Source organism: Flavobacterium procerum (genome assembly GCF_042431625.1).
Classification (GTDB): Bacteria; Bacteroidota; Bacteroidia; order Flavobacteriales; family Flavobacteriaceae; genus Flavobacterium; species Flavobacterium procerum.
The window spans coordinates 1-13088 of sequence record NZ_JBHLYW010000029.1 but is presented as its reverse complement, the minus strand read 5'-3'; the positions used below and the strand labels follow the sequence as shown (position 1 = coordinate 13088).

Genomic DNA, 13088 nt, shown 5'->3' with positions numbered 1-13088 from the left:
TAATGAAAACACTTAAAATTATTGCAAGAATTATTTTGTTGATTTTAATTTTATTATCTCTTTTTATGTGGTTAATCATAGGTGCATCAAGTCATAATATAAAAACAGAGGATAGAGTTCTACCATTATTTTTTGCTCTAGCATTTGCAATTTTTCTTTACTTAACTAAATATTTGAAACGAAAAGAAAATTAAGAAGCAAAAAGAAATTGAAAGCAAATTGAACCTATTTTAAGAAATAATTTTAAAATTGAGAAAAGACCTTAAACATATAAAGTTAAATGTAAAAAGTGAAACGTCAGATAAACTGACGCATAACTCAGAACGTGTAACTCAAAACTTCACGACAGCCGAAGGAATCGAAATCAAAAAAAACTATTCAGAGAAAGATATCGAAGAGTTGGAATTTCTTGATTTTGGAGCTGGTTTTGCGCCAAATTTGCGTGGCCCATACGCCACTATGTATGTAAGACGTCCATGGACGATTCGTCAGTATGCCGGATTTTCGACTGCAGAAGAAAGTAATGCCTTCTATAAAAGAAACTTAGCTGCAGGTCAAAAAGGGCTTTCTATTGCATTTGATCTTCCAACACACCGCGGTTATGATTCAGATCACGAAAGAGTGGTTGGTGATGTCGGAAAAGCCGGTGTTGCAATAGATTCTGTTGAGGACATGAAAATTCTCTTCGATCAGATTCCACTTGATGAAATGTCGGTTTCTATGACCATGAATGGTGCAGTACTGCCCATTATGGCTTTTTATATTGTAGCTGCCGAAGAACAAGGAGTTTCTCCAGAAAAATTGGCGGGAACCATTCAAAACGATATTTTGAAAGAGTTTATGGTTAGAAACACTTATATCTATCCGCCAGCTCCTTCAATGAAAATAATCGCCGACATCTTTGAGTTTTCAAGCAAAAAAATGCCAAAATTCAATTCTATTTCTATTTCCGGCTATCACATGCAGGAAGCTGGAGCAACGGCAGATATTGAATTAGCGTATACTTTAGCAGATGGTTTAGAATATATTAGAACTGGATTGTCAACAGGAATGACAATTGATGAATTTGCTCCTCGCCTTTCATTCTTTTGGGCAATTGGAATGAATCATTTTATGGAGATTGCGAAAATGAGAGCCGCAAGAATGATTTGGGCTAAATTATTACAACAGTTTAATCCAAAAAGTGATAAGTCTCTGGCACTAAGAACGCATTGTCAAACCAGCGGATGGAGTTTGACAGAACAGGATCCTTTTAATAATGTCGCTCGAACTTGTATTGAAGCAACTGCGGCGGCTTTCGGTGGCACACAATCTCTTCATACCAATGCTTTGGACGAGGCTATTGCGCTTCCGACAGATTTTTCGGCACGAATCGCCCGAAATACGCAAATTTTTCTTCAGGAAGAAACCAAAATAACCAAAACTGTCGATCCATGGGCTGGAAGTTATTATGTAGAAAGCTTAACGAATGAAATCGTAGAAAAAACCTGGAAATTAATTGAAGAAGTCGAAGAATTAGGCGGTATGACCAAAGCGATTGAAGCCGGAATTCCGAAACTTAGAATTGAAGAAGCCGCCGCCAGAAAACAAGCACGCATAGACAGCGGACAAGATATTATTGTCGGAGTAAATAAATTTCGATTAGAAAAAGAAGATCCTTTGCATATACTTGATGTCGATAATCAATTGGTTCGCAGACAGCAAATCGAGCGTCTAAACGGCATTAAAAGCAAAAGAAATTCTGAAAAGGTAAGCAGTTCACTAGATAAATTAATTCATTGTGCAAAAACGGGAGAAGGCAACTTACTAGAAATTGCCATCGAAGCAGCGAGAAACAGAGCGACTTTGGGTGAAATAAGCAATGCTCTTGAAAGTGTTTTCGGCCGATTTAAAGCGCAAATTAAATCTTTTAGCGGTGTGTATAGTGCAGCAATAAAAAATGACGAGTATTTTGAAAAAGCAAAGCAATTAGCTGATTTTTTTGCTAAACAAGAAGGAAGACGTCCTAGAATTATGATTGCCAAAATGGGACAAGATGGCCACGATAGAGGCGCCAAAGTTGTTGCAACTGGTTATGCCGATGTTGGTTTTGATGTTGATATAGGACCGCTTTTTCAAACTCCGGCAGAAGCAGCAAAACAAGCCGTAGAAAACGATGTCCATATTCTTGGAGTTTCTTCTTTGGCGGCAGGCCATAAAACATTAGTGCCACAAGTCATCGAAGAATTAAAAAAACATGGCCGTGAAGATATTATGGTAATTGTTGGCGGTGTAATTCCGTCTCAGGACTATCAATTTCTTTTTGATTCTGGAGCCGCGGCAGTTTTTGGGCCTGGAACCAAAATTAGTGAAGCCGCAATTAAAATATTGGAAGCATTAATTGATTAAAAAAAGAAAATCCCGCTCTCGGGATTTTCTTTTTTGCTTTTTAGTCGTTTACCGTTGCGTTATTGTCTGCTTCTATAAAAGACAAATCATAACCTGCAAAATCTCGTAAATAGCTCTTTAATGACGTTCCGAAAGCATCTCGAAAATGCTTGTTTCCTTTGTTTTTAAAGAAGTTCTTGACAGAACCTGCACCTCCTAAATGAGCTGCTGCTAAAATTCCGGATTCGGTGATTTCTACACCGCTGATAATTTTGCCTTCATACCTTTCGATTTCATTGCGTAAAATCCATTTGTTTTTGGCTAATAAAGCCATGAAAGCTTTTTCTTGTAAAGCCGGGTCTTTTAAAAAGGCTTTATCGTCTTTAATTCCGATTGCTCTTAAAGCTTTAGAACCAAATTGATACTTCCCCATGTAACCCAAAGAATTTACTAATCTGTATTTTCCTTGAGATTCTTTAAAAGCCACTGCTTCTTTAAAACCTATAAGATGATTTCCTGTATATGGGACATTGGTGTTAGGATAATCGTCCTTTTCTTTTGATGGAAAAATGTATTCTGATCCATCTGTTTTTTCAGTAAGAAACCATGGTTTGGTTTCGTGATCTGAGGGAATAAATCCCAAACTTAAAAATGTAATAATAACGACTAAACTCGCATAAAAATACCATTTCTTTATCATAAATTGTTTTTCTTCAAGACGCTGTCACCCTATTGAAATTTCTACGCTGCAAAGATAAGACATTTTAAAAATATACTTAAAATCAACGATTTAGCATTTTTAAAGCAAAATCAAAAATCGCTTTCATCCCAGTTATAGTAATGGATTACGAAAGATTTAGAGTACATTTTTTTGGTCTGAAAAATTGGAAATTTCACTCAAAAAAAATCTCATTTTATATAAATTTTAAGGAAATTTTATTAAAAAGAAAGAATTAACCTACATAAAAATATCTCGTTTTAATGCAGATTTTGAAATTTGCTTTTTGAATTCTATAAAATTTACCATTAAAAAATGTTTATTTTTTCATTAAGCTAAATCAAAAATTAGACATAATAATAATTTGATAATTTTTCAATTTTCTGACCATTTTTATATTTTTAGAAAGACAAAAAAAAACCGAAGTAAATTTACTTCGGCTCATATTTCTTTTTTAGACAACTACAATTATCTTGTTACACCTTGTTTTGCAATCCAGTCAGAATATTTTTTAGCATTAATGGTATGTTCTGCATAGGTAGAAGCAAATTCATGGTATCCAAAACGCTCTATACTGGCACAAAAATAAATATAATCATGCTTTTCTGGATTTAAAACCGCTTCAACTGCAGTGATATCAGGCATTGCAACAGGTCCTGGAGGAAGTCCTGTATGCACATAAGTATTATATGGAGATTTTATCAGCAAGTCATTATAAAATACTTTTTTAATAACCTGATCAAAATTATTATCTCTTAATTTTAAAGAATAAATAACTGTAGGGTCTGCTTGTAAAGGCATTTCTAAACGTAGACGATTTAAGTAAACACCTGCAATTCTAGGTCTTTCGTCTTTTTTAACTGATTCTTTATGAACAATAGAAGCCAAAATTGTAGCTTCAACTGGAGTTAACCCTTGCGCCTTAGCCTTTGCAATTCGTTCTTCTGTCCAGAAATTATGGTATTCCTTAATCATTTTATCACGAAACTTTTCTGCTGAAGTGTTCCAATAAACTTCATAAGTATTGGGAATAAACATAGCAAAGACATTCTCTTCATTAAATCCGTTTTCTTTTAAAAAGGCTGGATCTTTAAAGGCTTTTAGTAATGATATACTATCTGCCTCAATTTCACCGCCAACCCTTCCAGCAAAATTCTCCAAACGTTCTTGATTGTTAAAAGAAAGTTTTACAGGAACATTAGAACGCATTGCACGTACCAAATCGATATTATTCATGTCTTTCTTTAAAAGAAAACGTCCAGATTTTACATTTTCAGGATAGCTTCTCTTTTCAGCAACCAACTCAAAATTATCAAAATTCTTTACATACGGTTCTAATATTTTCTTTACATCAGTATAAGTAGCGCCTGTTGGTACATATACATAAAGTTCTTTTTCTTCAAATTTGGTGTTTGCTCCAAATATTCTGCTGATTAAAATAAATCCATAAATCAATAACACAGAAATTATGGCTACGGCACTTATTGTGATAATTTTTTTTAGACTCAAAGCTTAAAGTTTAAATTTGTTTATTAATCAATTGAAAAATTGCCTCATCTTGATAGTGGTTCTCAAGCAAAATCCAATCTTTTTTTATTCCGATATTCTCAAAACCAAATTTAGTAAAAAGAGCTATACTTGCTTCATTATTTGTACTAATATTTGCATAAAGCTGATGAAGATTCAAATTGAAAAAAGAATATTTTATTAAAAGCTCTAATGCCTCAGAACCAATATTTTGGCGCCTATTCTCTTTCTTCTGAATCACAATCCCGATTCCTGCCCTATTATTTTTAGGATCAAAATCAAATAAATCTATCAAACCAACAGCTGGAAAATCTTCATCCTGACAGATTGCCAGACGCAATTGCTTGGCCTCGTAAATATCTTGCTGTGCATTTTCAAGATACTGACGAATCAAATAACGGCTATAAGGTGTATTGGTATTGCTGACTTCCCAAATGCTCTGATCATTTTCCATTTCATATACAAACTCCAAATCCTGAGGTTCGAGTGCACGCAGATAAATATTTTCGCCTTTGAGTGTTATCATATTTATTTTTAGATGTAAAAGGTAGGTTTTAGATTTCTATTGTTCCTTTAAAAACAAATTTTGCTGGTCCAGTTAGAAAAACATTCTTGTATTGATCATCTAGTTTATCAAATGAAACAACAAGTTTTCCGCCTTCAACATTTAAATTAATTGAAGTTTTGTCTGTTTCTCCAATTGCATTCATCGCAATAGCGACAGCTGTAGCTCCAGTTCCGCAAGCGAGAGTCTCATCTTCTACTCCTCTTTCGTAGGTTCTTAGCGAAAAAGTACCATCATCCACTTTTTTTACGAAATTGACATTACTTCCCTTTTCGCCATACAATTCTCCATAACGAATGGTGGCGCCATTTTCTTTCACATTATAATTTTCAAGATCTTCCACAATCTGAACGTGGTGAGGAGAACCTGTGTTTAAAAAAGTATAAGAATCTTTTTTCTGTATTTCATCAACATCAATCATTTGCAGAGAAACAATCGAATCGTTGTCAACAGATGCATGATGCAGACCGTCTGTCGCTATAAATGTCGTTTTGTCATCAATTACTCCCAATTGATTTGCGAAGGCAACCAAACAACGTCCACCATTTCCGCACATCGAACTTTGATTTCCGTCTGAATTGTAATATACCATTCTAAAATCTGTTTCGGTATCATTTTCAAGCAAGATTAATCCATCCGCTCCAATTCCGAAACGTCTGTCACACAAGTGTTCAATAAGTTTAACATCGTCTTTCGGAAAGAAATTTGATCGGTTGTCAATCATTACAAAATCGTTTCCAGTGCCTTGGTATTTATAAAATTCTATTTGCATTTTTTAGTTGTTAGAAGTACAAAAGTACGAACTAATAATTAATGAAATGTTAATCATTGTTAAAGAGCGTTAAACCATTTTTTCGAATAATTTTTTGGTATAATTTTACGTTAGAAATGTTAAAAACATACACCTAAAAAAACTTAAAACATAATTGTAATATGAAAAGATTTTCAACCTTATTTTTAGTTTCACTACTTAGTGGCGCTACTACTCTTGGTGCTTACAAATTGCTATTTGAAAGTAATTCTTTATTCGGAAAAGGAAATTCTGTTGTTACTCTAGCCCCAAATTCTTTTGGGAAGAATGTTGGTTTGGGAGCCGAAACAGTTGATTTTACTGAAGCAGCCGACAAAACTGTTCATACCGTTGTTCACGTTAAAAATGTATCAAGAAGAACCGTAAGCAATCCGATGCTTGAATTTTTCTATGGTTACGGAGGGCAACAGCAACAAGAACAAGTAGGAACTGGTTCTGGCGTAATTATCTCTGAAGACGGCTATATCGTGACTAACAATCATGTAATAAAAGATGCGACTGAAATTGAAATTACATTAAACAATAAAAAATCGTACAAAGCAAAATTAATCGGCACCGATTCTAAAATGGACATTGCCCTTTTAAAAATTAATGCTGACGAAAAACTTCCTTATACGGCTTTTGCCAATTCTGACAATGTAAAAGTCGGCGAATGGGTTTTAGCAGTTGGTAATCCATACAATTTAACTTCGACAGTTACGGCTGGAATTGTTTCTGCGAAAGCCAGAAATTTAGATCAAAGTGGTATTCAATCATTCATTCAAACTGACGCTGCTGTAAACCCAGGAAATAGTGGTGGAGCGTTAGTGAATGCAAGAGGGGAATTAATCGGTATCAATACTATGATTTCTTCGATGACCGGATCTTATGTTGGATATTCATTTGCTGTACCGTCTAATATCGCTCGAAAAATTATCGAAGATATTATGGAATATGGTAATGTACAAAGAGGGATTTTGGGAGTTGAAGGAGGCGAACTGAACAGCACAGCTTCTAAAGAATTAGGAATTTCTCAGACTCAAGGCTTTTATATCAACCGAGTTTCTAAAAATTCTGGAGCCGAAAAAGCAGGTTTGGCTAAAGGAGATATTATCGTAAAATTAGATGAACAAAACATTTCAACTTACGCAGATTTATCTGGCTATATCAATACGAAACGTCCAAACGATGTTGTAAAAGTAACATATATTAAAGACGGAAAAACCAAAACTGTTCCTGTAACTCTAAGCAAAAATGAATTTTACAGCGCCGAATTTAAAGGAATCGAATTGGAAAATATTGATGCCGCAGATAAGAAAAAATTCAGAATAGATTATGGTGTGAAAATTAAAAATATCACCAACGAAAATTTAATGCAGTACCAAAACGAATTACAAGGAAATATTATTCTTAGCATTGATAATATAAAAGCCACAAATGTTGAAACTGTTTCAAAATTGTTGAGCAAAAAAGATGAAGGCCAAAGTGTTCGAATCGAAATGATCAACAGAAACGGAGAGATTTTTAGAATTATCATATAACTTCAGTTTAGTTACTTGGTTCTTAAAACCGAAGACGCAACTTAAAGCTTAAAAGCCATCTTAAGAAATTTAAGATGGCTTTTTCATTTTCAAAAATAAATGCTAAAATAGTTTACGAAATCGATTGAAATAGATACTTTTGCCGAAAATTTTAAAATAGTGAGCATTTTATTTTTTTAATTATGAGCAAAAAATCTTTATACCAAAAAGAGGTATCATTACAAATCGACCGTCGTAAAGCGGGAGTCGAATTAATCAAAGTCATAAGCGATTTATGGTATGACAAATCAATCGAAATGGTTTTATTCAAAAATCAGTTATTGGATAAAAATGTAAGTGACATAATCAATCTGCATCAATATGCTGGTGAGTTTGTCGGCAAGCCAATCACCATTTTTGATTCGGTCGAAATCGCAAAAGTAGTTTTGTCTCTAGATCTGCCGCCGGCCAAAATCGATCTCGGAAAACTTACTTATGAATATTGTTTAGAAGAAGAAAAATATCCAGACGCAAGATATTTTGTAATGGATAAATTGAAAAATGCAAAATCATCCAAAGAAATACAACCAAAGGATGTGGTTCTATATGGTTTTGGAAGAATTGGACGCTTATTGGCAAGAGAGTTAATGTCTAAGACCGGAAAAGGAAATCAATTGCGATTAAGAGCAATTGTTACCCGTGATAAAAATGATGCTACAAGTTTAGAGAAACGAGCTTCTCTGCTTCGATATGACTCAATTCACGGTGATTTCCAAGGTTCTGTATTCGCAGATTCAAAGAACAATGCCCTCATTATAAACGGGACCACAGTTCATATGATAACGGCAAATTCTCCTGAAGAAATTGATTATACGGCCTACGAAATCAATGATGCTTTGGTAATTGACAATACAGGTGCATTTACTACCGAAGAAGCCTTAAAAAGACATTTAGTTTCTAAAGGTACCAGCAAAGTTTTATTGACTGCACCTGGAAAAGGAGTTCCAAACATTGTTTATGGAGTAAATCATAAGGAATACAATCCGGATCAAACAGCTATTTTTTCTGCTGCATCTTGTACTACAAATGCCATCACACCAGTTTTAAAAGCCATCGAAGATTCTATTGGAGTTGTAAAAGGTCATTTAGAAACTATTCATGCTTATACAAACGACCAAAACCTGGTTGATAATATGCATCGCAAATACCGACGCGGAAGAGCTGCAGCCTTAAACATGGTTATTACTGAAACGGGAGCTGGAAGCGCAGTTGCAAAAGCGTTGCCATCATTAGAAGGAAAACTTACTTCAAATGCCATTAGAGTTCCTGTTCCAAATGGATCTTTAGTTGTTTTAAATTTAGAAATTAAAAAAGCAACAACAATTGCCGGCATCAATAAAATAATGAAAAAATATGCTCTCGAAGGAGAACTAGTTGAGCAAATCAAATATTCATTAAATAACGAATTGGTTTCTTCGGATATAGTTGGAACTTCGGCACCTTCAATTTATGACAGCAATGCCACAATTGTTTCAAAAGACGGAAAAAATATTGTGCTTTATATTTGGTACGATAACGAATACGGATACAGTCATCAAGTTATCCGATTGGCAAAATACATTGCCAAAGTGAGAAGATTCACTTACTATTAATTATAAAACCTTTTAAATTCAAAAAAGCCATCTGAAATTCCCAGATGGCTTTTTAATTATATAGGGAGCACAGTTGTACTTTTAACCTCCGAAATCACAAAAACTGTATTAATTAAGGATACTTCTGGCAAAACAGATAATTTCTTTTGATGAAAATGATGGTAACTTTCCATATCTGGAATTATAATTTTAAGCATATAATCAAAGTTTCCCGAAACATAATTACATTCAACAACTTCTGGCATTTCCAAAATCGCCAAATTAAAGCCTTCAGAAGTATCGTAAGTTTGCTTTGTTAACGTTACTTGACAGTAAACAGTTAAATTATTACCTAATTTTTTCTTGTCTAAAAGGGTTACATATTTTTCGATAATGCCATCTTTTTCAAGACGTTTTACCCGATCATGAACAGGAGTTAAAGACAAATTTATTTTGTTAGCAATGTCCTTTAAAGTATAATGAGCATCCTGCTGCAAAAGACGTAAGATTTTTTTGTCAATTTCATCTAAAACCATAACGAAAACGTTTTATTAAAAATACTCTTCATTAGTCATTTTTTCTTTTTGAAGAATAAAATGCGATTACAAACAGAATATTTTTCTGTAAAAGTAAAAAATAAAATAATATTTTCTTATTTATTCTCCATTAAACCATAATTTATTCTCTATCTGTAGATTTGTAAAACAATTTCAATAAAAAACAAAAAATATAACAAAATGATAATAGGTGTTCCAAAAGAAATAAAAAATAATGAAAACCGCGTTGCTTTGACTCCTGCAGGTGTTTCTGAAATGAAAAAACACGGACATACAGTTTATGTTCAATCAACTGCTGGTTTAGGAAGCGGTTTTGCTGACGAAGAATATACTCAAGCTGGCGCAGTAGTTTTACCAACTATAGAAGAAGTTTATGCTATCGCAGAAATGATTATTAAAGTAAAAGAACCAATTGCTTCTGAGTATCCATTAATCAAAAAAGATCAATTATTATTTACTTACTTCCACTTTGCTTCTTCAGAAGAACTAACTCATGCAATGTTAGAAAAAGGAGCTGTATGTTTGGCTTACGAAACTGTAGAAAAAACAGACCGCAGCTTACCGCTTTTAGTTCCAATGTCTGAGGTTGCAGGTCGTATGGCAATTCAACAAGGAGCAAAATACCTTGAAAAACCATTAAAAGGAAGAGGAATTCTTCTTGGAGGTGTTCCAGGTGTTCCACCAGCAAAAGTTTTGGTTTTAGGTGGAGGAATTGTAGGGACTCAAGCTGCAAAAATGGCTGCAGGTTTAGGAGCTCAAGTAACTATTATGGATTTAAGTTTGCCACGTTTACGTCAATTAGATGACATTATGCCAGCAAACGTAAATACAGAAATGTCAAACCACTACAATATCACAAGAGCAATTAAAGATGCTGATTTAGTTGTTGGCGCAGTATTAATTCCAGGAGCAAAAGCGCCTCATTTAATTACTCGTGACATGCTTAAACTAATGCGCCCGGGAGCTGTTGTAGTTGACGTTGCTGTTGACCAAGGAGGATGTATCGAAACTTGTACTCCAACAACTCACGAAAATCCAACTTTTATTATAGACGATATTGTTCACTATTGTGTAGCTAATATGCCAGGAGCTGTTCCTTACACTTCGACTTTAGCTTTAACAAACGCGACATTACCATATGCTGTACAATTAGCAAACAAAGGATGGCAAAAAGCTTGTGCAGAAAATGAAGAATTGAAAAAAGGATTAAACGTAGCTAACGGAAAAATCCTTTATAAAGGAGTTGCCGAAGCTTGGAATCTTCCTTACAATGAAGAAATAGTATTAGCAAACGCATAGGCTGATACTAATAAGTGCTTACAAACACTAAACTTAAAAGGGCTTTTCAAACGAAAAGCCTTTTTTTTATGCATAAAAAAACCTGCCATAAAAGACAGGTTTTATATAATGATGAAATTCTACTTAATTTTCATTTAATATCTCAGCCATTACTTTAGCCTCGGTTCCGTTCGGAAAAGTAACTTTAATTTTCTGAGCGATAGTAGGTGCAATTTCAGTTATTGCTTTTTTATCAAAAGATTCGCCTTTCTTTATATGCCATCCAAAAAATATTGCAGGAACATGCGTATCATAAGTATAGGCAGTACCATGCGAAGTTCCAGTAGTAGAATACTGAATATCTCCGGGCTTATCAATAATTACAATATCCCCGTTTTGAGTAACATCATAGCCTTTAGCCACAAAATTTAAATAATAATCATTACCAGAATTAGCCAAAATTTCTTCTTCTGTATACGCTTTTTTAATATGAGGTTGCGCAATTAGATATTCCTTAAAAACCTGTTTAACTTTTGCTAACTCTAATCCTTTTTCTTTAATTAAAGGTTTATTGAAAAATATATTAAAGTTTGAATAATTTAAAAGCAAATCTATACCGAAAGTTTTTACAGAAAAGTCCTGAAGTCCTTTTCGAACATCTTTAGAAGGATAATTGTCTACATTATACTTTCTATCCTTTAAATAAATAACATTTTCAGCTCCAGCATGATCTGCAGTTAAAAACAACAAATAATTCCCCTTACCAACTGTTTTGTCTAGATAAGCTAAAAAATCTGCGATTGTTTGATCTAATCTCAAATAAGTATCCTGCAATTCCATAGAACGCGGCCCTAATAAATGGCCAACGTAATCTGTAGAAGAAAAACTAACCGTTAAGAAATCTGTGACATTATCTTTTCCAAGCTCTTCTTTTTCAATTGCTCGTTTAGCAAATTCTGCTAATAAATCATTTCCAAAAGGAGTTGAACGTATTATACCTGCATCGTTCTTCTCATACATTTTTTTTAAATCATAAGGAAAAACAGGCGCAGTACTTCCAAAAAGTTTTCCTTCATACTGATTATTGTCAGGAAGACTTTCATTATAAGTCGAAGCAGACTTATACAAATCCCAGCCTTTTTCGATATAATTCATATAATGTTTTTCACTATTGAATTGAGATACCCATTCTGGCAATTTGTCTCCATAAAAAGTACTCGAAATAAAATCTCCGGTCTTACTGTACCAAAAAGCCCAGTTTGCAAAATGGCCTGCTGGCAAAATAGCTCCACGGTCCTTTAAGCTCATTCCGATAACTTTTCCGTTAAAATTGGTTGCCATTCTAACTTCATCGGTAATAGTAGTACTTAAAAGATTCTTTGGAGACATTGCGCCTTCCTCTGCTGTACCATTTCCAACAGTAACTACAGAAGCATCATCTGTACAATACATTTCTTTTCCTAAAGCACGGCTGAACCATTCGTTACCCACAATTCCATGGGTAGCGGGAGTCGTTCCGGTGTAAACAGAAGCATGCCCAGGAGCAGTATACGTAGGAACATAATTATAATGCATATTCTGAAAAGTAAATCCATTATTCATTAATCTCTTGAATCCGTTTGGCGAAAAATCATCAGAGAAACGATATAAATATTCCATTTTCATTTGATCGACAACTATACCTACAACTAATTTGGGACGTTGTTGTGCACTTAGATTTGTAATAACAAAAAGCGCAAACAGTAAAATACTTTTCTTCATGTTTAATAAATAATTTAAACACAAAAATACTCATTCAAATTTTAAAATTCTAAATTATTGACATCCAAGACAGTCAATTGACCATAATTTAACAAAAATAGAAAGTTGCATTGCTTGAAAGGAAATCTATCAGGAATCAGAACAGAATAAGAAGAATCATGGCGTTTCCCCAGCGGGCCGGGCAATCCGCTATCTTACCGATCGACAAAAACTGCGGCTGAAAAAGCCTTGTTTTTGTGCCGATTCGGATTCTCATCTTTAAGAAACCATGAGGCAAAAAAAAATCCTCATCAAGTCAATGATGAGGATTCCTAAAGAAAGGCGACGACATACTCTCCCACAATGATGCAGTACCATCTGCGCAGGCGGGCTTA

At 34.1% G+C, this 13088-nt stretch carries 11 protein-coding genes; 5 read left to right on the top strand and 6 right to left on the bottom strand.

Annotation, left to right across the window (positions count from 1 at the left end):
- Nucleotides 1-2 precede the first annotated feature (2 nt).
- Together ACFFLS_RS22690 and scpA are read left to right on the top strand one after the other, a co-directional pair.
- Nucleotides 3-194: a hypothetical protein gene (locus ACFFLS_RS22690; RefSeq protein ID WP_379683126.1), complete on the top strand. Its 192-nt coding sequence runs from the start codon at nucleotides 3-5 to the stop codon at nucleotides 192-194.
- Nucleotides 195-249: 55 nt separating this feature from the next.
- The gene (gene scpA, locus ACFFLS_RS22685; RefSeq protein WP_379683127.1) at nucleotides 250-2388 is read left to right on the top strand and encodes a methylmalonyl-CoA mutase; all 2139 of its coding nucleotides are present in this window, start codon (nucleotides 250-252) and stop codon (nucleotides 2386-2388) included.
- Nucleotides 2389-2428: 40 nt separating this feature from the next.
- On the opposite strand, the gene ACFFLS_RS22680 is transcribed toward scpA, so the two are convergent.
- From ACFFLS_RS22680 to dapF, 4 genes are all read right to left on the bottom strand, one after another.
- Nucleotides 2429-3067: a peptidoglycan-binding protein LysM gene (locus ACFFLS_RS22680; RefSeq protein WP_379683128.1), complete on the bottom strand. Its 639-nt coding sequence runs from the start codon at nucleotides 3065-3067 to the stop codon at nucleotides 2429-2431.
- A 486-nt stretch (nucleotides 3068-3553) separates the two neighbouring features.
- Nucleotides 3554-4594 carry an endolytic transglycosylase MltG gene (gene mltG / locus ACFFLS_RS22675; protein WP_379683129.1) on the bottom strand — a complete coding sequence of 347 codons (1041 nt, stop codon included), beginning with the start codon at nucleotides 4592-4594 and terminating at the stop codon, nucleotides 3554-3556.
- Between the two features lie 10 nt (nucleotides 4595-4604).
- Complete coding sequence (locus tag ACFFLS_RS22670) at nucleotides 4605-5138, bottom strand: GNAT family N-acetyltransferase (protein ID WP_379683130.1); 534 nt, start codon at nucleotides 5136-5138, stop codon at nucleotides 4605-4607.
- Between the two features lie 28 nt (nucleotides 5139-5166).
- Complete coding sequence (dapF, locus tag ACFFLS_RS22665; RefSeq protein WP_379683131.1) at nucleotides 5167-5949, bottom strand: diaminopimelate epimerase; 783 nt, start codon at nucleotides 5947-5949, stop codon at nucleotides 5167-5169.
- A 161-nt stretch (nucleotides 5950-6110) separates the two neighbouring features.
- Here dapF and ACFFLS_RS22660 point away from each other — a divergent pair, with 161 nt between their 5' ends.
- Together ACFFLS_RS22660 and ACFFLS_RS22655 are read left to right on the top strand one after the other, a co-directional pair.
- Nucleotides 6111-7508 (top strand): trypsin-like peptidase domain-containing protein, encoded by a 1398-nt coding sequence (locus ACFFLS_RS22660; RefSeq protein WP_379683132.1) that lies wholly within the window; start codon nucleotides 6111-6113, stop codon nucleotides 7506-7508.
- 182 nt (nucleotides 7509-7690) lie between these two features.
- Complete coding sequence (locus tag ACFFLS_RS22655) at nucleotides 7691-9139, top strand: glyceraldehyde-3-phosphate dehydrogenase (protein WP_379683133.1); 1449 nt, start codon at nucleotides 7691-7693, stop codon at nucleotides 9137-9139.
- Nucleotides 9140-9195: 56 nt separating this feature from the next.
- Here ACFFLS_RS22655 and ACFFLS_RS22650 read toward each other — a convergent pair whose 3' ends face one another.
- Nucleotides 9196-9654, bottom strand: coding sequence for an Lrp/AsnC family transcriptional regulator (locus tag ACFFLS_RS22650; protein ID WP_379683134.1), 459 nt, complete (start codon nucleotides 9652-9654; stop codon nucleotides 9196-9198).
- Between the two features lie 201 nt (nucleotides 9655-9855).
- Here ACFFLS_RS22650 and ald point away from each other — a divergent pair, with 201 nt between their 5' ends.
- On the top strand, nucleotides 9856-10974 hold the full coding sequence (gene ald / locus ACFFLS_RS22645) for an alanine dehydrogenase (protein ID WP_379683135.1): 1119 nt from the start codon (nucleotides 9856-9858) through the stop codon (nucleotides 10972-10974).
- 123 nt (nucleotides 10975-11097) lie between these two features.
- On the opposite strand, the gene pafA is transcribed toward ald, so the two are convergent.
- Nucleotides 11098-12714, bottom strand: coding sequence for an alkaline phosphatase PafA (gene pafA / locus ACFFLS_RS22640; RefSeq protein ID WP_379683136.1), 1617 nt, complete (start codon nucleotides 12712-12714; stop codon nucleotides 11098-11100).
- Nucleotides 12715-13088: the final 374 nt, after the last annotated feature.